Source organism: Vibrio sp. A1-1, from assembly GCF_021728175.1.
In the GTDB taxonomy this organism is placed as follows: Bacteria; Pseudomonadota; Gammaproteobacteria; order Enterobacterales; family Vibrionaceae; genus Vibrio; species Vibrio diabolicus.
Genome location: NZ_JAKKCL010000006.1, coordinates 163,323 through 185,476, shown reverse-complemented (window position 1 = coordinate 185,476; position 22,154 = coordinate 163,323). Strand labels below are relative to the sequence as shown.

The window sequence follows — 22,154 nt, the reverse complement described above, 5'->3', positions numbered from 1 at the left end:
GAACTGACGCGAATTCGTTATAGAGCGAAATAATAACGCATATTTCTGACCTTTTAATTAAGAAGTCACTTAATAACCTTGACGTACAGTAAACCGACAGTTACTTTTCAAACATAACATATTATAAAATCTCATCCGGTTGGCTCTATTATTACAATTACAAATAAAGTACCGCTAGCACCTTTGTCCTAGCTCAGCAAAAAGAATAAAACTCAAAGGGCATATGATGAAAAAGATAGTCGCGCTAGGTCTGTTTTTTGTTGCGCCATTCTTATCTGCAAGTACGATCGTATTTAGCAGTAGCCAACAACCTAGTGTCACATTAAAACTGGAAGAGATTCAATCTTTACCAACCACCAGCTACACAACCACGCTGCCTTGGATCCCTGCTTCTTCTGAATTTCTTGGGGTCAAACTTAGCACGCTCCTCACCCACGTCTATGGCAAAGTGCCAGAACAAGTTGATGTCAGTAGCTTGAATGACTATCACTCGACACTGTCTCGACAAGACATTCTTAGATACCAACCAATACTGGCTTACCAACAAGATCAACACTATATAAAAGTCAGGAATAAGGGGCCATTTTGGGTAATATACTCTCTTAGTCTCTATCCTGAGCTCAACCACAATAAATATCACGCGCAAATGGTCTGGCAAGTAAATGAGATGAAAGCAAAATAATAAGAATGAAGTTATCAGAACCCACCCATCAAAAGCAGAGAGCACCACAATACTCTACAACCAGTAAAATGTTGCTTGTGGTGTTTGCCACTTCTTTGCTTCTCGCAAATGTATTGCTTCTGCAGCAGACACGCGCACTGTCACAAAACTTTAATAATGAGCAAAAACAAGCAACCTGGTTTTTATTCCAACTCTCTAAAGAGCTTTCGGAACTTGTCGGAGAAGCGAGACGAGTCGATGAAAATGTATTAAATATCGAAGGTGCAGAGCTACAATATGAATTGGCCTGGAGTAGATTCGATTTATTAATTAGTAGTAATGAAGCCTACACTTTTTTCTCTCGAAATAATATGCATCAGTATTTCATTGATCTTTTTGAGGAATTTCAGGGTCTGGAAGCGCAATTAGTTGAAGCAAGAACTGGCGATAGTCAAGCTGCGGCTCAATTTTATCGATCCACTCAAACACTGTACTTAAGCTTGGTCGATTTCGTTAATCAGAACTTTCGCCTCAGCAGCAAAGTCTATGAGGCACAGAAAGGAGAAACGCAACGGTTAATGCAAGCGCAGTATATGCTGTTTGCTACGTTCGTTTTGTCGATCCTGTCTCTGACTTATTTCTTTTATCGTGAATCCCACTTCCATAGAAAACTGGCGCTCAGCGACCCACTGACTCATCTTGGAAATCGCAATGCACTATTTATCAACCTGAATGAGCTCACTCAAGAGAAAAGGCCTTTTTCTCTGTGGATTTTAGATTTAAATGGTTTTAAAAGTGTCAACGATACACACGGTCACCAAGTGGGAGACACCGTACTGCGTGAAATTGCTAGACGGCTTAAATCTATGGCGTTGAATGATTTTACCGTCTATCGCATGGGAGGCGATGAGTTCGCCGTCATCCTCGAAGGGGAGCATGTTGATGAAGAAGGCGTTCGTGAGCATATCAATGCGGTATTTGATGCGCCAATACTAAACTCCGACAACGTCGCAACACTATCAACCAGCATGGGCTTAGCCCAATACCCAAAAGACAGTAACAATGTTGACTTTCTTATCAGCATAGCGGATAAGCGCATGTACAAAATGAAATTTCAACGTTAAACGGTATTTATGATGAGAAAGTTCATGCAAATACTGCTTCTACTGGCAGTCATTGCGGCAGGTGTGTTGGCTTGGGTATTTATTCCATCGCACGAAACCATCGGGCAAAAAACGCTTGAGCAAGCACTCAACGACGACTACAGCCTCGTTGGGCATCGAATCTACTCAACCGATCCGGATGCTGGCAACCGATTCGGCTACTTCGTATTGGCAACGGGCCAGAGCATTGAAGAGCAAGAACCGTTTTTGGTCACTTCGGATCAGTTTATTCGCATGGAACAAACGGGTGATAACACCTTGTCTGTGACCGTCAATGGCCGTATCTACCAATACCACAACGACTTGTGGGTACCAAAATCGGATGGAAAGTTGCAGCACTTTTTGGTCAGCGCAACCGCTAAGTACGTGCGCTAAAAAACGGGAACATTACTACTCAAAAACAAAGCCCCGCATACACTGCGGGGCTTTTTACGTTAACAAGAAAAGAACATCGAAAGGATGAGCGTTACTTCGCTAACACTTTCTCTTTAATCACTTTGAGTACCCCAGCCTCTTGGTTGCTTGGCGCAGAATAACGAGCGATTTCCTTAATCTCGTCATGCGCATTGTCAACCGCGTACGAATGCTCACTGACTTGCAGCATTTCAAGGTCGTTGAGGTAATCACCAAACGTCATGGTTTCTGCCGGAGTAAAATTCATCGTCTCTTGAAGGTGCTGAATGGCCGCGCCTTTAGAGGCCTCGGCATTCATCACATCCAGCCAAATTTTTGCGCTCACCACGACTTTATGCGTTGCGCCAAACTTCGCGTTCATGGTCGGGAACAGGAGCTCTTCCGAACCGTCAAAGTGACAAATTGCCACCTTAATAAACTCGTCTTCGACCTCAAGCAAATCCGGCACATATTCACAGCGGTGGTAGTACTTTTGAAATTCTTCCAGCGATTGCTGATCATGCGTTTCGATGTACGCCGAGCGCTTGCCACACAATACGATGTTTGCTCCGTCAATTTCACGAGCCGCTTTCACAATCTCCGCCACTTCCGCTTTAGGAATAGTGCAACTGTAGAGCTCTTTGTCTTGGTACATCACCAAGGTGCCGTTTTCGGCCACATACAACACTCGATCTTTGATTGGCGCGAACGTGTCACGCAGGCTGTAATACTGACGACCAGACGCAGCGGAGAACAAAATACCTTGCTCTTCCAATTGCAAAAACAGATCGAAAAACTCTGGATCCAAACGACCGTATTGGTCAAGCAAAGTGCCGTCCATATCGGAAGCAATAAATTTGATGCGAACTTGTGACATTAACTAAAACTCTAAATGACGCTGCGAAAAATATATCCATGTAAGGTACAGGATCTTGTATGAATCTCAAGCCGGGATGACGAGGCCTTTCGCGATTACCAAGGGTGCTGTTTAAAGTAATCTTCACTGTGATCGATGAAGGCTCTCACCGCAGGAGACAAGTGTTTACGCGATGAATATAGCGCGTAAATGTTGAGATCATTTGGCTTCCAATCCGGCAACACCGACTCAAGCTGACCCGATTGCAGATAGATATTGCTCAAATAGGTTGGCAGCATCGAAATACCCATGCCTTGCAAAGCGCCATGCAATAACGCTGTGGCCTCATTGCTGGTTAGGCGACACTCAATTCCCACCGATTCGAACTGCTCGCCCTGAGACAAATGCCACACGTGACGCTCAAAGTTTTTGTAACCCAAACAGTCGTGTGAAGATAAATCTCGCGGATGCGCGATCGCGCGATGAGTTTGCAAGTATTGCGGCGATGCCACCAACACCGATTCACACACCGCAATCGGCTTACCAATCAAAGAAGGATCGGGATCTGACGCAATTCGGATTGCCAGATCGATGCGTTGCTCGGTTAGATCACTCACTGAATCTTGCAGATCTATGTCGATATGCACTTTGGGGTGCTTTTGCATAAAACTGTTTACGGCTGGGATCAACTGTGAGAATCCAAATGAAGTGCTCGACGCGAGACGGATTTTTCCGGACAGCTCACCATCAACGGCAATGTTCGACGTCAACGTATCGGCCTGTTTTAACCAGCGCTCAATCTGAGGCAAGCTGCGCTCCCCTGCGGTGGTGAGTGACACCTTGCGCGTAGTGCGGTGCAACAAACGAGTTTGTAGCCAGTTCTCCATCGCCTCTACATAACGAGTCACCATTGGCCGAGACATGTCTAACCGCTCGGCGGTAGCGGTAAAACTGCCAGAATACACCACATCCACAAATACTTTTGCTGCCGTTACTCTGTCCATACATTTGCTCGAAATAAGAAATAGTGATGCACATTATTGTGTATTTTTCCGAGCGTATCAATTTCCTAATATAGCTCCCGTTCCCAAGCCATGGTCGCTTGGCCCCAAATTCTTTAGGAGCTTATTATGAAAAAATTCACTTTGATTGCTGCATCCATTTTAATGGCAAGCCCTGTTCTAGCGGCAAACCACTCTCCCCTTACTCTTGAGGTTTACAACGCCGACGGTAACAGCTTCCACGTAAACTCAACCTTGGTATACGGTGAGACTGACGCCATGGTTATCGACACTGGCTTTACCAAAGCTGACGCGATGCGCATTGCCGCTAAAGTGCTGGACTCAGGCAAAACACTTAAAACCATTTTTATCAGCCAAGCGGACCCAGATTACTACTTTGGCGCAGAGGCCTTACACCAACAGTTCCCTGATGCGCAGATCATCACAACGCCTGCGGTTCAAAAAATTATTAAAGAGAAATTGGCAGGAAAGCTGGCGTACTGGGGGCCAAAGCTTGGCGCAAACGCACCGGTAAAACCAGTGATCCCTGTCGCGTATGATAAAGCATCATTAGAGCTAGAAGGTCATAAGATTGAAATCCGTGGTAACCATGGCACATCAGCACACCGCCCTTACCTATGGATTCCAGATAACAAAGCGATTCTGGGTAACGTAGCCGTGTACTCAAACGTGCATTTATGGATGGCAGATGCCGCTGACCAAACCGCTATCAATGCTTGGGAGCAGCAGCTTAGCGAGATGCTTGCGCTTAAACCTCAAGTGGTCATTCCTGGTCACATGAAAGCAGGCACAAAACTGAACGCAGACACCATTCGCTACTCGCAACAATACTTGCAGGATTTTCAGCAAGCGAAAAAACACAGCAATAACAGCGCTCAACTCATTGACACCATGTCAGCGAAATACCCAGAAGCTCAATTGCCAATCGCGCTAGAAATCGGTGCAAAAGTGCATACTGGTGAAATGTCATGGTAACCGTGCATTACTTCTTCGATCCCATGTGTGGTTGGTGCTACGGGGCATCACCACTCATCGAAGCCTTGATGGACACCTCTCAATTTAAGGTAGAGCTTCATCCCGGCGGCATGATTGAGAAACGCGCGATTGAATCTGAATTTCGTCAGCACATCATCAACAGTGACGCTCGTATCGCAACCGAAACCGGAGCAACGTTTGGTGAAGCATATCTGCAACGCGTGAAAAGCGAAGATGCGTTTGTTCTTGATTCTTATCTACCCACACAAGCGATCTTGAGTGCGGAGAAAATGGGGCTGAATCCATGGCACATGCTAAAGGCCATCCAATCCGCGCATTATCAGCTCGGGTTAAAAGTGAATGAAGCATCGACGCTCAAAGCCATTGCAGAATCGCTAGGTTTAGCAAACGATGCGTGGGAGCAAAACATGACGTTAAGCGAAGCCGAACTAAACGAGAGAATTCGCTCTAGCCGACAGTTGATGCGCCAGTTACACGTTGGTGGTTATCCAACCCTGATTGTAGAAGTAAATGGCGAGTACTTGACCTTGCCGCACTCGGCCTACTACGACAAACCGGCACAGTGGAAGCTTGCATTACAAAAACTGCAATAAGCTCTTCCCCACTCGTTCTTGTTCTTAATCCAAGAGCGAGTGCCAACACCAACATGGAAATCCTGACTCAAACAGGTACAATCCTCGCTCGATTTTTTACTCGCGCGGATACCCACCATGCACTCGCCTGAACATTGCTTTACTCGTTTTACTGCAGATACTTCTGGTTATGAATTACCGACGCAGTTTACGTTTCCGTTCTACTACACGCCGCATCCTCTTTGCGTTATGGCCGCAAAGCAATTGCAACAGCACTTATTAGCGCAAACCGACTTCGAACACGATTTTGGTTTGGTTAATGAAGAAACGGGACGAGGCAAAATGTTTGGCGTATTGCTGGTAAAAAGCCCTCAAGGCGAGCTCGGCTTTTTAAGTGCGTTTTCTGGCAAAATTGCTGACCAAAACTTGATTCCAGGATTTGTCCCTCCTGTGTACGACATGCTGACCGATGAAGGCTTCTTCCGCGCAGAAACGGATGCCATCAACGCCGCCAATGCGGAGTACAAAACCTGTGCTGCGAATCCGGAATTAGCGGATCTTAAAGCGCAAATCCAAGCCGACCGAGCCGCTTATCAGCAAGAGGAGCAAACACAGCGCCAAGTGATGATTGACGGCCGCGCCGCACGCAAACGACAGCGCCAACAGGGCGAGCAAACGCTCAATGCCGGTGACCTCAAAATCTTGTTGGATGAGTTGGGTAAGCAAAGTGTCGCCGAGAAAAATGTTCTCAAATACTTAAAGCAAGCGTGGGATGAAAAGCTTGCAATCAAAGAAGCGCGATTGGCCGAGTTAGAGCAGCAACTTGCTCACCTGAAAGAGCAGCGCAAGACACTCTCCAACGCTTTACAGCACAAACTGCATAAACAATACCGCTTCCTAAACAGCCATGGCGAAACACGCGACTTGGTGGACCTTTTTGCGGACACCACAAATCCAATACCACCAGCAGGTGCAGGGGAATGTGCTGCGCCAAAACTGCTTCAATACGCGTTTAAACACAGATTCAAACCGCTGGCGTTGGCAGAATTTTGGTGGGGTGTTTCGCCAAAGTCTGAGGTTCGCCAACACAAAAAATTCTACCCATCGTGCAACAGCAAATGTCAGCCGATTTTAGGCCATATGATGCAAGGGCTGGACGTCGAACCCAACCCATTGGCGGAGAATTGGGCAGAAGACAAAGAACTAGAGATAATCTACCAAGACGACGCTATGGTCGTCGTCAACAAGCCATCGGGCTTACTTTCAGTGCCAGGTAAAACCATCAAGGACTCTGCTTATACGCGCTTACAAGCGATGTTCCCTGATGTGGAAGGGCCGTTTGTGATTCATCGCCTCGACATGGCGACCTCTGGCATTTTGGTGTTTGCCTTAACTAAGCGCGCGAACAAAAGCCTGCAAAAACAGTTTATGGCTCGCGGCGTACAAAAACGTTATATGGCACTGCTCGAAGGCGTATTGAACGAGCCGGAAGGGGAAATTTCACTGCCAATGCGTGGTGACCCAGATGACCGCCCACGTCAACTGGTGTGTTTTGAACACGGGAAACATGCAGAAACCTACTGGCAGCTGATTGAAGTCAAAGATGGACGCAGCAAGGTACACATGTATCCGAAAACCGGGCGAACTCACCAACTACGTGTACACAGTGCTCATCATATGGGATTAAACATGCCAATGGTTGGTGATGGTTTATACGGCGAAAAAGCGAATCGCTTACACCTGCATGCTGAGATGCTAGAGCTGGATCATCCATACAGCAAAGAGCGCATGGTGTTCAGAGCTGAGTGCGAGTTCTAACTTCTTCCAGATTTTAAATAACAAAAAGGCACTGACTAACAGTGCCTTTTTGGGTTTCTAACAACAGAATAAGCGTGATGCGCGATACCGAAAACCGTTAGCTCACCTTAAACTTGGTCCACACCTGAGAGCGCCAACGCCTTGCCATGATGATACCACGCACCCATTCATCGAGAGCGATTGCCATCCAAGCTCCTAAAACGCCATAACCCATGTGGATGCCAAAGATGTAGGAGAAAAACACGCCTAGTCCCCACATACTCAAAATCCCCATTTGCACTGGGAACTTGATGTCACCCGCGCCTTTGAGCCCCGCGATAAAAATCAGGTTAAACACACGTCCGGCCTCGAGCAAAATTGAGCCCATGACTAACGAACCTGCCAATGCGAGTATTTCTGGTTGATCGGTAAATACGCGCAGAATCTCTTCTCTAAACAGGTAAATCAGTGTGGTTGCCGCCGTTGATGCCACAAATCCCACTAAGAAGTAGATTTGTACGCGTTTTAAAATGCTGCTCACCCAACCTTTGCCGATGTAGTAACCAGTCTGAATTTGCGCAGCCTGACCAATTGCCAACGCGAAAGCAAACGAGAAACGGGCAATGTTTTGTGCATAAGTGAAAGCCGCCAACGATGCCGTCCCCATTTGCACCACAAAGTACACAATGCAGATTTGCGCCACGTTGTAAGACAGCACTTCACCCGCGTTCATACCGCCGATTTTTAAGATCTTTTTGTAAATTTCTGCGGGCACTTGTTTCATGGTCGACATTGGTAGTTCAATGCTGCTGCGAGCGAGAATAAACCATAACATTAACGTACCGATGACTTGGCTGACGACGGTTGCTATTGCTACACCTTGCACACCATACACAGGTAAACCGAATGGCTGGTAAAGCGCAATATAGTTACCAATGATGTTGAACACACCCGAGATCAAGTTCACCACCATTGGAGAGCGCGAATAGCCATGGCTACGCAGAATGGTCGTAAAGACTATGCCTATGGTGACGTTGAACGTCATCGCTCCGCTGATCAGCAAATATTCACGTGCGTATTGCTCGACTTGCGCCTCCAAACCGTAATACGGGAGCAGGAATATCGCGCCAAGCACGGCAATCACACTCAAGAACGCACCGACAATCACAGACAGCGCAATACTTGCAACGCCGACGTTCACAGACTCTTGCTCGCGCCCTGCGCCATTGTATTGGGCAACCAAAATCCCCGTTCCGCTGCTGACAAACGTCGAAACGATGATTAAGAAAAAGGTAATCTGCGTGATCACACCAACAGCGGATACGGCTTTGTCCGAGTAGCCACTCAGCATGAACACGTCACTGGTTCCTAAAGCCGTCCGTAGCAAAATTTCGACAAGAATCGGCCAAGCTAACGCCACAATGGACATTCGCTGGTTGATGTTCTGGCTTTTAGGCATGTTTGTAACCTTTCCTACAACTAAAAACTGCCTCACAAAATGTGTGAGGCAGTTTGGAAAAAGAGTAACTAGAACGAAGCTCGAGATGAGGTCGTGATTTAGCGCGGATTCTAGTCGCATATTGGTCACAACGACAACAATATTTCGCTCTGTTTCGGAAAAATATTTCTAATGCTTTTTCACAACGAAAAACTCATTGACGGAACTTAGAGATCATCGATTGACGAACAATGACCTCAATAGGTAGAAGGCGCAGTTCATGCTAGTCCCAACAGAGTTGAGTCAGGATAGATCCTGCAAATACAGCGGTGGAAATGCATTACTTTGAATTATTAATCGAACCATCTGAAACCATAAAGATCCGCCATGGAAAACTTTATAAGCCTTTGTTGTGCTTTGAGCACTCTCACCAAACCACACTTCTAGGCCCATACTAAAAATGACTGACATCACATTTGGAAACTTTGTTGTTCTATTTATCGCTAAAATACCGCCTAGAATAAGCGTACACGTTAATTAAGCAAGGATACGTAATGTCGACATTGGCTGGAGCACGCTTAGAGGAAATGGCGGATATCCGCTCAACAAGAAAAAAGAAAATTGTCTTTTTATGCTCCAGTATCGCCGCGGCATGTTTAACTTATGGCTCCATTGCTCAATTGTTTGAGGATAATTGGGGATTAAGCTTTTTCCATGCTCTGTGTGCCTTAGCCTGTTTAGGTATCAGTTATGTAATAAAGGTCCAACGACATCATCAATATGCCGACCTATGGCTGAGTGCAGTCTTGATGTTCGAAGGGTTATTGCTACTTCTGTATAACGATGCCCCCTCAGGCAAACTACTATGGCTATACCCTATTGTCGCCACTCTGGTGCTGATCAATGAGTTTAAAGTCGGTCTGCTGTTTAGTGGCACCTATATCTTACTGATCTTTTTTGGCGTCGTTTTTTTAGATCGGCTACCAACAGCCAGTGACATCATAGAACGACGATTTATGCTGACCCTGATAGCAACTGCATTTGTGTGTCACACATTCTCGTATTACTACACAAAAGTCCTCAACTACATTCAAACACTTTATCGTGAAGGGATTGAAGAGTTGGCGTATTTTGACCAACTCACAGGGCTTGCCAACCGCTGGAGCTTTGAAACTTGGGCGCGAGCAAAGCTCGATGAGATCAACCATTCATCTGATGACAGCATCACTGCTCTGGTCTTCCTAGATATTGATAACTTCAAACATATTAACGACACCTACGGACACGATATTGGTGACCAAGTGCTTCAAGCCTTTGCAACTCGATTAAAAAACAATGTTCGCCATAAAGACAGAAAAACCGACAAACACGACTACTCCATCGCTCGATTTGCGGGCGACGAGTTTGTGCTCATGCTGTACGACATAAACAGTAAAGATGACCTCGACAGCATTTTGAAGCGTATTGTGAATCTATTCCCAAAAGGCTACCGAAGCTACGATATGATTAACGAGTTAACAATGAGTGTGGGCGCTGCTATCTACAAACAAGATGCGAAGGATTTATCTGAATTGACTCGGTGCGCAGATAAAGCAATGTATGCGGCTAAACACACAGGGAAAAACCAATACGCGTATTACGAACACTGCAATACCGAAGAGAAGTCAGCCTCTGAAACGCCGGCTGTGTCAGAAGCTTGCTAACGGTTAAGCGAATACATGCATCACCCATAGCCCCAGCACCAGAAATACGATTAGCCACACAGCTTGCAGCACTCTGCTCGGCTTATCTTGCTGGCGACCGAATTGGCCTTTAAACGCACGGTCCTTCACTTTGCCCATTAAGCCTTTTCCTAGAGCACGTCGATAGAATTCACGTCTCTTATGGGCTGCATTGGCGACCTCGGTAAAACGATGTCTTTGCTCATTGGTGAGATCTTTGTCCTCGTAACGAGGAGGGAGATCAGAATGCTTGCGTTGTACTGCCATCACTTCCTCCCTGGCCGATGGGTACATTTTTATTAAGTATATACCCAAATAACCAAAAGATGCGTTATAAGTGAAGGACATAGACGAAAAAACCACCCGAAGGTGGCTTTGTTACAGGCAAAAAGGACGCTTTAGAAGTACTCACATAAATACGCAGTCGCGTCTTTCACTTGAAGCTCAAATGAGGAGTTCCCTTCCACTTCAAAAAACTCACCACTTTGGTAAGTCGTCCAATCACTCTCGCCGACACGCTTGACCACAAGTGCACCTTTTACAACCGTCATACGCTCAGGCGCTTGAGTGCCGAACGTGTATTCACCAGGAAGCATTACACCAACGCTAACGTCCTGATCATTCTGGTTAAAGCCTAGTGATTTTACACTACCTGCAAAATAGCTATTTTCCTTAATACTCATTATTGGTTTCCTTATCAAAAGTCCGCTCTTTTTTACCTTGTTTCTTCCTGTTACTCAAGCTCTGAAAGCCATTAAGCTCAACGTTATAAAGCACATCCTTTGCTACTGAGCGAGGCCACCTTTTTCTAGGCTTAACCAGACGACGTAATTAGTGAGATAAAGTCGGTGAATTAGTTAACGCTAGCAAACAATAAAACCATCAATAAGAGTGTATCCGAATGTAAAAGTGGACATTAGATCATAATTTCTTAGTCTTAATGGCGGGATTGTTTGTTTTTGAGAAGGAAGGTTTCCACCATATTAAAAAAGGGAAGAAAAGTAGACCAATGACGGACTCAGCTCGCCGAAGGCGGAAAACAAGACAGGAACCAAAACTTTCATTTTGGGCTCGCCACCAATCCAAAGTCCTCAAAAGCACATTTGCCGTTTTTGGGGTGGGTCTTTTGACGTTTTTCAGCTATCAAATCCACCTATCCTATCAAGACCATATTGACCCAGAAAAAGTCTACGGCGAGTGGATTGAGATCGGCGCGCCACCCTACCAAACAGAACGTCTGACTTTCACGGAGGATGGGGTATATCGAAACCATCGACTCATCACGACAGAATTTGAATTCGATGGAAAGGTCATCACGTTGAACACCGGATTAGGAAAAACCGCGTACCAGATCTCGGGCTCTCACCTTTCACCTCAGATTCGCCGTATTGAGCCTCTTATTCCAGACCAACGATTCATCCGTAAGGGATTTGAGCATACCGTTCAAGGCTCAGAAACCGGAGCGGCTTCAAAACGTCGCGCTGCATTAAGTGAACATTTCAGCCGTGACTAGTACGTCTTCACGGCTATTTCTCCTTTCAATTCTCTTTCTACTTCGATGAAACAAAACCTTAATAAACAATGAAATAAGGTGTTCATCGCATTTATCACACTCGCTACTGAGTAAACAATAATTTTAGTTTCTGCTGAGATTTTATAAATTATTGACTCAGTCTGACACTTTCTGTGTAACAGAGTGCGAGTTTTAGTTAAGTTCTCTCAAGTGCCTCGAAAACCGTCTTAATTTTTTTTGACGAAAAAAAACTCTCTGAAATGCTGAGTGTGATGCTTTTGCACATGGAGTAAATCCAATCATCTTATCTGGTGCAAGAGCAGCCTATGTTCTAGGTAGAACATGAATCCAAGGATTGAGAGAGAAGTTATGATTCGATTTAACCTATGTGCAGCTGGCGTTGCTTTAGCACTATCAGGTGCTGCAGTTGCGGCTCCAACCGCACCAAGTATCGATATGTACGGTTCCAACAACCTTCAGTTTTCTAAAATTGAACTCGCGATGGAAACCACGTCAGGCTACTACGACATGGTGAAATACCATGAGCAAGCGAAGATCACTGTTAAGTTTAACCAGTGGAGTGGCACGCCAGGTAATACTTACAACGTCTATTTTGATGGTGCAAAAGTAGCAACCGGCCCAATCACTGGTAGCCAAACAACAGCGACATTTGAATATGGTCAGGGCGGCCTATACCAAATGGAAATCGAGGCATGTGATGCGACAGGTTGTGCGAAAAGCGCACCAGCTGAAATCACGATTGCAGATACCGATGGTTCTCACTTGAAGCCACTGACGATGAACGTTGATCCAAACAACAAAACGTACAATACCGATCCAAGCGTCGTGATGGGTACGTATTTTGTTGAGTGGGGCATCTATGGTCGTGACTACACGGTCGATAACATGCCAGTCGACAACTTGACTCACATCCTTTACGGTTTTATCCCAATTTGTGGCCCAAATGAGTCTGTGAAGTCTGTTGGCGGCAACAGTTTCAATGCACTACAAACCGCTTGTACAGGCGTGCCTGACTACGAAGTCGTGATCCACGACCCTTGGGCCGCTTATCAGAAGAGCTTCCCACAAGCTGGTCATGAATACAGCACACCTATCAAGGGTAACTACGCAATGCTAATGGCATTGAAACAACGTAACCCTGATCTAAAAATCATCCCATCTATCGGTGGCTGGACGCTGTCTGACCCATTCTTCGATTTCGTGGACAAGAAAAACCGAGACACATTCGTCGCATCGGTTAAGAAGTTCCTGAAAACTTGGAAATTCTATGACGGTGTTGATATCGACTGGGAATTCCCAGGTGGCGGCGGTGCAGCCGCGGATAAGGGCGACCCTGTAAACGATGGCCCTGCTTACATCGCACTGATGCGTGAATTGCGCGTAATGCTTGATGAATTAGAAGCTGAGACAGGCCGTACTTACGAGCTAACGTCAGCTATCGGTGTCGGTTACGACAAGATTGAAGACGTAGACTATGCAGATGCGGTTCAATACATGGACTACATCTTCGCGATGACTTACGACTTCTATGGCGGTTGGAACAACGTTCCTGGTCACCAAACTGCGCTTTACTGTGGTTCATTCATGCGCCCTGGTCAGTGTGACGGTAGTGGCGTTGATGAGAACGGCGAACCGTACAAAGGTCCTGCTTACACAGCAGATAACGGCATCCAGCTTCTTCTTGCTCAAGGCGTTCCTGCGAACAAGCTAGTACTTGGTACAGCAATGTACGGTCGTGGCTGGGAAGGCGTAACTCCAGATACGCTAACCGATCCAAATGACCCAATGACAGGTACTGCAACAGGTAAACTGAAGGGCAGCACAGCGCAAGGTGTTTGGGAAGATGGCGTAATCGACTACAAAGGCATTAAGTCATTTATGCTAGGTGCCAACAACACTGGCATCAACGGCTTCGAGTACGGCTACGATGCCCAAGCAGAAGCACCATGGGTGTGGAACCGCACAACGGGTGAGTTGATCACATTTGATGACCATCGCTCAGTGCTAGCAAAAGGTAGCTACGCTAAGTCTCTAGGTCTAGCGGGTCTATTCTCTTGGGAAATCGACGCGGATAACGGCGACATTCTCAACGCAATGCACGAAGGTATGGCTGGCGGTGTAGTTCCTCAACCAAACCGTAAACCAACCGCAGCTGCTGGCGCAGATCAATCTGTAACTGGCCCAGCAAGTGTGGTTCTAGATGGTAGCCTATCGAAAGACTCTGACGGTACTATCGCGAGTTACGCGTGGGAACAAGTATCTGGTACAGCAGTGGTACTAGCAGGCGCAGACACAGAGAAAGCAAGCTTTGATGCAGCAGAGGTTACTGTTGAGGAGCAATTAACTTTCAAGCTGACAGTGACTGACAACGAAGGTGCAACGGCATCTGACCTTGTTGTAGTAACTGTGAAGCCAGCAGGTGTGGTTGACCCAGCGAACAATGCGCCAGTAGCGCAAGTTGTTGCTCCAGCAACAGCAAACGCTGGTGACGTTGTGGTTGTAGATGCGTCAGCCTCTAGCGATGCAGACAACGATACTCTTACTTTCAACTGGACGCTGCCTCAAGGTTTGAACGCAACGGTTGAAGGTTCTAAAGTAACTTTCACTGCTGCTGAATACCCGCAAGACACTAGCCTAAGCTTTACCGTAAGTGTGAGCGATGGCAAAGCGTCTTCAACGGCAAGCGCAACTGTTGTTGTTGCACAGCATACAACCGATCCAAACCCTGGTACCTGTGACAACGCATGGGATGCAAGCGCAGTGTACACAGGCGGCAACCAAGTCACTCATGCAGGTAAAACTTGGGAAGCGAAATGGTGGACTCAGGGTGACGATCCTAGCCAATCTGGCGAATGGGGCGTTTGGAAAGAAGTTGGCGTAGCTAACTGTAACTAAGCCCGACCTTGCAGATTTTCTGTAAAGTTAACGATCAAAGGACAGCTTCGGCTGTCCTTTTTTGTTTTTATCTCATAACGAGAAAAGCGATACCATAGACGAAAAACAATCCTAGGTATTGATTTCAAATCGAATTAGCCCAAAACGGACCGAGCCAATTAGCAAGCATGAAGATTACCAAGCACGATCGAGTAAACGGTCAAAACTACTGAAGACTTGTCCACACTTCATCACTCGGCCATGGCCTTGACCTTGCGTTGTCACTAACTCAACATTTTCAATCTCTTCAGCGGCTTGTGCAGAGATACTGTACTTAGTGAACTTATCCTGCTCATCGTGAACAATGATGGCTGGAGACGAGCGCTCTGCCAAACGCTTCAGCGGATCAATTGACTGTAATGGGTAACCAAATTGATCTTCAACTTCTGAAACCACAGCATTAAAAAGCTTCATCGAATAACCTGAACGCGCAATGCTACCGAATAGGTTCTCTACGTAATTCAATACCGGTGCAATAAGCAGTAAAGGCTTGTTTTCTAATTTGCTATGTCTGCACTCAAGAGCAGAAGCGGTGCCCATGCTGTGCCCAACTAGACCAACAATATCGTCTACCGTATCTAACACATCTTCTAACCCTTTGACAAAACCCGGAATGTGCCCATACTGCCCTTCACTCTCACCATGTGCAGGATGATCGTATGCCAAAGCGGTGAAACCTTTCGACGCAATATGTTCCATCAACGGATAAAACTGACTTGCGGTGCCAGACCAACCATGAGTTAACACCCAAATAGGTCCAGAGCCCAAAGTGTAGGTTTTGATAATGCCTGCATGCCCTTTAATTTCACCCTTGGCAAGTCCTTGAGGTTCGGTGTTTTTAGGTGCTGTGCGAGCAGGTGTCAGGAGCAACTTACGCGCGGTATTCTTTGCATGGGAAGGGGCCAGCGTATGGTGTAAACGCGTACTGATGTTCACCAAACTGCGCTTAATACTGAAACGTTGCGATGTATTAAAGTAAATTTTTTCACTCATGATTATGTCCTTAACTATCAGCTTCGCACAAAAAATAGAACGGTCGTGCTTTTTATACTGATAAGAAAGAGCGAACTCAGCCGCTCTTTATGATTTTATGTCTACAAATCTGGAAAGCGAATAACTGGTATCAGCCTTTCCAGCGAGAAAATAAGTTGTCGATCCCTTGCCAAAACAGGCGCAAGCTTTCTTCCTCACCTTTAATTGAGTAAAAAACATGCGCACTCAAATAAAGGCCGTATAAATCAAACGTTGCTTGGCGTGTATCTAAGTCTGCTGCAAATTCTTGCTTCTCTTTGCCTTTCGCTATTTGGATCTCCAAATAGCTCAGCCAAGTGTCTATGGATTTACGCAGTCCGGCCTGAAGTGGGCAATCTTTATCTGCCGTGTCATTCCAAGCGTCTAGAAACATACAACTTCCTTGAAATGCGTGGTTCCAAGTCATCCAAGAGTCGAGCAACCCTCGAATTTTACGTTCGATATTGCCATCCCCTGCTTCACGAACAGGCTCAATAACCCGAGCAGCGAACACTTTATTGGCGTGCTCCAATACCGATAGTTGTAAATTCAACTTCGAATTGAAGTGGGCAAACAGACCACTTTTCGACATACCGCATTGCTTGGCTAACTCACCAATCGTAAGACTTTCTAATCCGTCTTCGCTGGCGATCTCAAAAGCCCGTTGCAGAATAAACTCTTTTGTCACTTTTCCTTTTTGCATAATCTTATTTTTAGCACGATCGTTCTTTTTTGCAATCTAGAGTTAACTGGTCTAACCATACATTAGTGTCATTTTCGACTCGCTAATCACGTATTGAGTTGGTTAATGGGTTAATAATTAAGAAGTTTGAAGTAAGTCTTAAATTTAAACACAGCTTCAGTGTAAGCGCGAGTCTGTTGACTTTTTCACGCATTAATTCAGCCACAACCTGCTACTTTCACCTAAGTTTTTTTTATTTAGGTAAGTAATGTAATGGCAAAGAAACAAAAAATAGCCAGCTTAGAGTTTGCGCGTATTATTGCGATGTTTGCAATTATAGGATTGCACTGCCAGATGTCCCTGACATACTGGCAATGGGATGGAATACCGTGGGTTGGCTATATACTCAACCAATTGGCTCGTTTTGCTGTGCCACTGTTTTTTCTCATTTCTGGTTATCTTATCCAGCCCAAGCTAAGCCGCGCACCTATCGAAACACTAAAAAACTACGCCAAACCACTGATGAAGGTTTGGCTCATTTGGAGCGTGATCAGTTTATTGATGCCATTCCAGTGGCAAACTGTCGCTGAGGCGGGGTATCTCGCCGAAAGGCAGGGCTACTGGGGCTACTTAATGTCGACCCCGCTCAATTCACTCGTCGAAGGCGGGCTCGTTCACCTGTGGTTTATTCCAGCTCTGGTTATTGCCGTTGCCTTAATTGCCTTCCTCGTGCATATCAATATGGCTCAATTGGTACTGCCAACCGCCGTATTGCTATACATATACGGCGTGTTTGCTGGCAGTTATTCGACCATTACCGATCTGCCAGCGCCTTTCTTTACTCGTAATGGGCCGTTTTTCAGTACTTTGCTGGTAACACTGGGTTATCTAGCACGAGAAGAACAGTGGCGATGGTCGCGAAACAATACGATTCGATGCATTCTTCTTGGTATGGCGCTGCATTTTGGTGAAGCTTATTGGCTAATGCAACACGAGGTCGCTTTTAATTCTCACGACTTCCTGTTTGGTACTGTTATCTGGGCCCTGGGTGTCTTCATGTGGCTGTTAGTCCACCCACATTTTGGCGATATGCCTTGGGTATTCAAACTATCTCCTAGCGTGTTAGGCATTTATGTTAGCCATCTGCTTGTGATAATTATTATGATGAATGTCGCTGGATTTATCGGGTTGCAACACCTCGCGAAAGACGCATTTATTTATCCTGCAACGATTGTCGCAACCATAATACTTGTGAAAGCAATTGAGGCTTCGCCGTTGAGAAAATGGCTGCTGCGCTAAATCCATTCAGCGCTCGATATAGCTAGCTCTAGCTCAAAAGGGTTAGAGCTAGCCAGTTAAAAATGAGATTTCTCTCTCACTGACCAATTTTTGACTTTCTAATCCTTCATAATTTGCCGTCACTCACAAAAAACATTGTTCATTTCCTTTAAATTGGCTCGACTATTACAACATTGCTCATTAAACGGAGGCTGTATGTGGGCAGGTCAAGGACTCGTTCCTTTTTTAGAGATTAGCCATTGGTTAACTTACGGTTTGTATGCCGCTGTGGTTTTATTTGGCGCAGCAAGCATTGCGTCACTCAGAAAATAGTGGCGCACACTATCATTTCCTAACTCCTACTGTTAATTCGAGCTCTCTCACAACTAACTCATTAATTTGTGGCTAATATTTCTCCAACCAGACAAAGGAGAAATGTCTATGCCAATCTATCCAATTGTAGCTTTCTGCTGTTTGTTGTTCTCTAGCACCACCTTTGCTGCCCCCACCAATGAACTGAACCTTGTTAATTCTGGTGTCGGTTACGCGGCTCTCATTATCTTTTCGATTGCTTACATACTGGTTATGTTGGAAGAGTATCTGAAAATGAGAAAATCCAAGCCTGTGCTGCTCGCTGCAGGGTTAATTTGGATTCTAATTGGCTACACCTTTGCTCAACACAATCAGCCAGAAATCGCCAAATCCGCACTAGAGCACAACTTGTTGGAATACGCGGAACTGCTGCTGTTTTTGTTAGTAGCGATGACTTACATCAATGCTATGGAAGAGCGCAAACTCTTCGATGCCTTACAGGCGTGGATGGTCGGCAAAGGCTTTGGCTTCAAAAAGCTGTTTTGGCTGACGGGGTTTCTCGCCTTTATTATTTCACCGATTGCCGATAACTTAACCACAGCCCTCTTGATGTGCGCTGTGGTGATGAAAGTCTCTGGTGATAATCCTAGATTCGTGAATCTTGCCTGTATCAACATTGTTATCGCTGCCAACGCTGGCGGCGCATTCAGCCCATTTGGTGACATTACGACCCTGATGGTGTGGCAAGCCGGGCATGTCAGCTTTGCTGAATTCATCCCGTTATTCGTCCCGTCACTGGTGAACTATTTGGTTCCTGCGTTTTTGATGTCACTCTTTGTTCCAAACACCAAACCGAATACGATTCACCAACACGTAGAACTGAAACGCGGCGCGAGACGTATTGTCGCACTATTCATTCTGACGATTGCCACCGCAGTCTCTTTCCACGCTTTACTGCACTTCCCACCCGTTATGGGCATGATGATGGGCTTGGCTTACCTACAATTTTTCGGTTATTTCTTACGCCAAACACTCAAACATTCTTTGGCAAAAAAAGCGGCCATGGCAATTGCCAATGGCGACGATCACGCATTAAAACGCTTAGGTTCAGTCGTTCCGTTTGACGTGTTCCACCGTGTATCTCGCGCAGAATGGGATACCTTGCTGTTCTTCTACGGCGTAGTGATGTGTGTCGGCGGTTTGAGCTTACTTGGCTATCTCGAACTGGTTTCAAACGTCATGTACAACCAATGGAACCCTGTCTGGGCCAACGTGATGGTTGGTGTTCTATCTGCCATCGTCGATAACATTCCGGTTATGTTTGCTGTACTGACCATGGAACCAAGCATGTCGATGGGGAACTGGTTACTTGTCACATTGACTGCGGGTGTGGGGGGCAGCTTGCTTTCAATTGGCTCTGCGGCAGGTGTCGCATTAATGGGAGCCGCGCGTGGTCAATATACCTTCTTTGGCCACCTAAAATGGGCTCCCGTCATCGCCTTGGGTTATGCCGCCAGTATTGCAGTGCATTTGTGGATGAATAGCGGTTTATTTACCTAAGCACCGCAACTCATGTTCTTCACTTGCTATGCGGCCTAACGGTCTGATGGGTGGTTAACGCCATCCATCACTTTGATAGTTCCCAATTCATATGGGTTGACGCCCTCTAAACAGCCGACATTGTAGCCGTACTCACTCGGGTCAGAGCGACGCTGATGGTGCGTATAAATACCGCATTCGCCACAGAAAAAGTGCTTCGCTGTGCGAGTGTTAAATTGATACAGCTTCAAAACGTCTGCGCCTTGCACGATACGAATACCATTCAGAGGCACAGATGCCACAATCGCGCCGCGACGTCGACACATGGAGCAATCACATCGTCTCGGCTTCTCAATACCATTAGGTAATGCAAGTTCCAGCTCAACTTTTCCGCAGTGACAACTCAGTCGATGTAATGCGTTGATTTGGGTAGTGCCGACTGTCTTAATCATAACTTTTCCTTGTTGTTTTTCTACCTGTGTACATTATGTTAAACAGGCTAGCATCAGCACAATCTTGTCCAAAAACTCGACATTCATCACTTTTCGCGACATTTTATTGGCCGATTTGTTAGTTGCTATTTTGGCAACTGTTTATCGCGTTGGATGGACGTGTTGTCTCCGGCGCGGTTTTTAAACCAAGGAAAAAATTTTATGGATAAAGATCATAGCCTAAGAGAGAACCTCTTGGCTCTGACGCTCGGCAGTGCGTTAGTGTCGCTTGGGGTAATATTTTTCAGCAAAGTAGGATTGCTCACCGGCGGTACGGCTGGTTTGGCGATCTTCCTTACCAAAGTGAGTGACTTCAGCTTTGGTCAGATATTTTTCGCTCTCAACCTCCCTTTTTATATTTTGTCTGTAATGCGCATGGGATGGCGCTTCACCATTAATACCTTCATTGCGGTCTCGATTGTTTCTTTTGCGGTCGATCATCTGCACCATGTGATTGAAATTTCACGAATCGAACCTTTCTATGCAGCACTTCTAGGTGGTGGGTTAATTGGAATCGGTATGTTGGTGATTTTCCGTCACAAGATGAGTTTAGGCGGTTTTAACATTCTAGCGTTGTACCTTCAGGAACGTTTTGGGATTCGAGCTGGTAAAGTTCAGATGGCGCTCGATTGTGCCATCGTAGTGATGTCGCTGTTTATTGTGGATGTGCACCTTATCGCTCTATCCGTCCTAGGTGCCGTGGCGACAAACTTGATTTTGGCGATGAACCATAAACCAGGACGATATCAGGCAAAAGCGCAAATAGCATAATCAACCTCGTGTAATGAGTGAACTTACAAAATATGAGCCCCGAGCCATTCGCTCGGGGCTTTGTTATTCAACGTTGAGATCATGTCAACGAACTCGTTGTACAGTATTGCTGCATCCCCACATCCACTTGAGCTTTATATTTCTGGCTAAGATGGAAGTGCACTTGCATCAGCAAATCATGCGCATGGAACAGCTCAAACACGTCACCACTATTTTGCTGACAAATGGCTTCGCAACGCTCGGCATGCTGCTTGGCTTGTCCGGCTTCCCCCGCTTTGAGTAAACTCATCGCTAAGCGATACTCTGCACGTTCTTCTTGCATCCAACCACCCGCCACTTTCCAGTAATCCAACGCGAGCTTGGCCGCTTCTAGCATCCTCGATTTTTCCACATCCGTGCGCTCAGCCAGCGCTTCATACTGACACGCCAAGTTGTTTGCTGTGATTGCGATAGAGCGCGCTAGCGGCCCTTCAGCATCTTGTGGTGTCATACCTAGCGCGGCTTTCTCCAGCCATTGGCTCGCCAGTTCAAGCTGAGCAAGCACAGAAAGTTCATTCGAAATCAGAGCGTAAACTCGGCGTTGGTCTTGCTCTTCCAATAATTCCATATTGACAGTGCCATCTACGAAGTAGCGCGCAACGGCAATATTGCGTTGCAATGCCGAACTCTCGGCAACCTTGCGTTCATCAAAGCGCTCTAAACAAGCAAGAAACGGTTCTGGACGCTGGAGGTGCCCAATCGCGGTGTGCAGCATCAATGCGAATATTCGCTCGATGTGGTTAACGTTTTCCACCTCACTCAGAGCCGTTTCCAATTGAGCATAAGTTTGTTCGGGCTGTGTTTCGTGATGCTGCCAACACTCACTCATGAATGCATCAAAATCCGTTTTGAAAGGCATGTCCTTATTATCCTTTTTCTATTCGTATAACGAATATGAAACTCTACACTATCGTTTCCCCTGTGTAGCACGCTTAGTCACAATA

The 22,154-nt window shown here is 46.0% G+C and carries 21 protein-coding genes; 12 read left to right on the top strand and 9 right to left on the bottom strand.

Translation table 11 applies throughout. The features are described from left to right. Nucleotides 1–226: 226 nt before the first annotated feature. The 3 genes from L3V30_RS11435 to L3V30_RS11425 are packed head-to-tail and all read left to right on the top strand — an operon-like array spanning nucleotide 227 to nucleotide 2,199. The gene (locus L3V30_RS11435; RefSeq protein ID WP_203343166.1) at nucleotides 227–682 is read left to right on the top strand and encodes an oxidoreductase; all 456 of its coding nucleotides are present in this window, start codon (nucleotides 227–229) and stop codon (nucleotides 680–682) included. Nucleotides 683–687: 5 nt separating this feature from the next. Further along, nucleotides 688–1,785, top strand: coding sequence for a GGDEF domain-containing protein (locus L3V30_RS11430; RefSeq protein ID WP_109169350.1), 1,098 nt, complete (start codon nucleotides 688–690; stop codon nucleotides 1,783–1,785). Nucleotides 1,786–1,794: 9 nt separating this feature from the next. Continuing rightward, complete coding sequence (locus L3V30_RS11425; protein ID WP_031813571.1) at nucleotides 1,795–2,199, top strand: hypothetical protein; 405 nt, start codon at nucleotides 1,795–1,797, stop codon at nucleotides 2,197–2,199. A 91-nt stretch (nucleotides 2,200–2,290) separates the two neighbouring features. Here L3V30_RS11425 and L3V30_RS11420 read toward each other — a convergent pair whose 3' ends face one another. Then, a complete protein-coding gene (locus tag L3V30_RS11420) occupies nucleotides 2,291–3,094 on the bottom strand; it encodes an HAD family hydrolase (protein ID WP_237308953.1) in 804 nt (267 codons plus the stop codon). A gap of 95 nt (nucleotides 3,095–3,189) precedes the next feature. Beyond that, a complete protein-coding gene (locus L3V30_RS11415) occupies nucleotides 3,190–4,077 on the bottom strand; it encodes a LysR family transcriptional regulator (protein ID WP_046875604.1) in 888 nt (295 codons plus the stop codon). A 126-nt stretch (nucleotides 4,078–4,203) separates the two neighbouring features. On the opposite strand from L3V30_RS11415, the gene L3V30_RS11410 reads away from it, so the two are divergent. The 3 genes from L3V30_RS11410 to L3V30_RS11400 all read left to right on the top strand — a co-directional run bounded on the left by L3V30_RS11410 (nucleotide 4,204) and on the right by L3V30_RS11400 (nucleotide 7,481). Further along, nucleotides 4,204–5,070, top strand: a complete 867-nt coding sequence (locus L3V30_RS11410) for an MBL fold metallo-hydrolase (protein ID WP_006740944.1) — start codon at nucleotides 4,204–4,206, stop codon at nucleotides 5,068–5,070. After that, on the top strand, nucleotides 5,064–5,684 hold the full coding sequence (locus tag L3V30_RS11405) for a DsbA family protein (protein ID WP_237308952.1): 621 nt from the start codon (nucleotides 5,064–5,066) through the stop codon (nucleotides 5,682–5,684). The genes L3V30_RS11410 and L3V30_RS11405 overlap by 7 nt, the downstream gene beginning before the upstream one ends. 117 nt (nucleotides 5,685–5,801) lie before the next feature. Beyond that, on the top strand, nucleotides 5,802–7,481 hold the full coding sequence (locus L3V30_RS11400; RefSeq protein WP_237308951.1) for a pseudouridine synthase: 1,680 nt from the start codon (nucleotides 5,802–5,804) through the stop codon (nucleotides 7,479–7,481). Nucleotides 7,482–7,578: 97 nt separating this feature from the next. Here the strand turns inward: L3V30_RS11400 and L3V30_RS11395 are convergent, their stop codons facing one another. Continuing rightward, nucleotides 7,579–8,919 carry an MATE family efflux transporter gene (locus L3V30_RS11395; RefSeq protein ID WP_237308950.1) on the bottom strand — a complete coding sequence of 447 codons (1,341 nt, stop codon included), beginning with the start codon at nucleotides 8,917–8,919 and terminating at the stop codon, nucleotides 7,579–7,581. Between the two features lie 533 nt (nucleotides 8,920–9,452). Between L3V30_RS11395 and L3V30_RS11390 the strand changes: the two genes are divergently transcribed. Beyond that, nucleotides 9,453–10,601, top strand: a complete 1,149-nt coding sequence (locus tag L3V30_RS11390) for a GGDEF domain-containing protein (RefSeq protein ID WP_048625526.1) — start codon at nucleotides 9,453–9,455, stop codon at nucleotides 10,599–10,601. Nucleotides 10,602–10,604: 3 nt separating this feature from the next. On the opposite strand, the gene L3V30_RS11385 is transcribed toward L3V30_RS11390, so the two are convergent. After that, entirely contained in the window at nucleotides 10,605–10,886 is a 282-nt protein-coding gene (locus L3V30_RS11385) for a hypothetical protein (protein WP_041853103.1), read from the bottom strand. Between the two features lie 131 nt (nucleotides 10,887–11,017). Further along, nucleotides 11,018–11,302 carry a pyrimidine/purine nucleoside phosphorylase gene (locus L3V30_RS11380; protein ID WP_005392006.1) on the bottom strand — a complete coding sequence of 95 codons (285 nt, stop codon included), beginning with the start codon at nucleotides 11,300–11,302 and terminating at the stop codon, nucleotides 11,018–11,020. Nucleotides 11,303–11,628: 326 nt separating this feature from the next. Between L3V30_RS11380 and L3V30_RS11375 the strand changes: the two genes are divergently transcribed. Continuing rightward, nucleotides 11,629–12,132 carry a DUF2850 domain-containing protein gene (locus L3V30_RS11375; RefSeq protein WP_104972159.1) on the top strand — a complete coding sequence of 168 codons (504 nt, stop codon included), beginning with the start codon at nucleotides 11,629–11,631 and terminating at the stop codon, nucleotides 12,130–12,132. 369 nt (nucleotides 12,133–12,501) lie between these two features. Next, nucleotides 12,502–15,048: a glycosyl hydrolase family 18 protein gene (locus L3V30_RS11370; RefSeq protein ID WP_237308949.1), complete on the top strand. Its 2,547-nt coding sequence runs from the start codon at nucleotides 12,502–12,504 to the stop codon at nucleotides 15,046–15,048. Between the two features lie 174 nt (nucleotides 15,049–15,222). Here the strand turns inward: L3V30_RS11370 and L3V30_RS11365 are convergent, their stop codons facing one another. Together L3V30_RS11365 and L3V30_RS11360 are read right to left on the bottom strand one after the other, a co-directional pair. After that, nucleotides 15,223–16,080, bottom strand: coding sequence for an alpha/beta hydrolase (locus L3V30_RS11365; RefSeq protein WP_006740936.1), 858 nt, complete (start codon nucleotides 16,078–16,080; stop codon nucleotides 15,223–15,225). A gap of 130 nt (nucleotides 16,081–16,210) precedes the next feature. Further along, on the bottom strand, nucleotides 16,211–16,801 hold the full coding sequence (locus L3V30_RS11360; RefSeq protein ID WP_176319900.1) for a TetR/AcrR family transcriptional regulator: 591 nt from the start codon (nucleotides 16,799–16,801) through the stop codon (nucleotides 16,211–16,213). Nucleotides 16,802–17,053: 252 nt separating this feature from the next. Between L3V30_RS11360 and L3V30_RS11355 the strand changes: the two genes are divergently transcribed. Together L3V30_RS11355 and nhaD are read left to right on the top strand one after the other, a co-directional pair. Further along, complete coding sequence (locus L3V30_RS11355; protein ID WP_237308948.1) at nucleotides 17,054–18,079, top strand: acyltransferase family protein; 1,026 nt, start codon at nucleotides 17,054–17,056, stop codon at nucleotides 18,077–18,079. Nucleotides 18,080–18,499: 420 nt separating this feature from the next. Continuing rightward, on the top strand, nucleotides 18,500–19,930 hold the full coding sequence (gene nhaD, locus L3V30_RS11350) for a sodium:proton antiporter NhaD (RefSeq protein WP_237308947.1): 1,431 nt from the start codon (nucleotides 18,500–18,502) through the stop codon (nucleotides 19,928–19,930). Nucleotides 19,931–19,965: 35 nt separating this feature from the next. Here the strand turns inward: nhaD and L3V30_RS11345 are convergent, their stop codons facing one another. Further along, nucleotides 19,966–20,361, bottom strand: a complete 396-nt coding sequence (locus L3V30_RS11345) for a GFA family protein (RefSeq protein ID WP_237308946.1) — start codon at nucleotides 20,359–20,361, stop codon at nucleotides 19,966–19,968. Between the two features lie 201 nt (nucleotides 20,362–20,562). Between L3V30_RS11345 and L3V30_RS11340 the strand changes: the two genes are divergently transcribed. Then, a complete protein-coding gene (locus L3V30_RS11340; RefSeq protein WP_006740933.1) occupies nucleotides 20,563–21,171 on the top strand; it encodes a YitT family protein in 609 nt (202 codons plus the stop codon). Between the two features lie 79 nt (nucleotides 21,172–21,250). Here the strand turns inward: L3V30_RS11340 and L3V30_RS11335 are convergent, their stop codons facing one another. Beyond that, complete coding sequence (locus L3V30_RS11335) at nucleotides 21,251–22,069, bottom strand: hypothetical protein (RefSeq protein WP_237308945.1); 819 nt, start codon at nucleotides 22,067–22,069, stop codon at nucleotides 21,251–21,253. Nucleotides 22,070–22,154 lie beyond the last annotated feature (85 nt).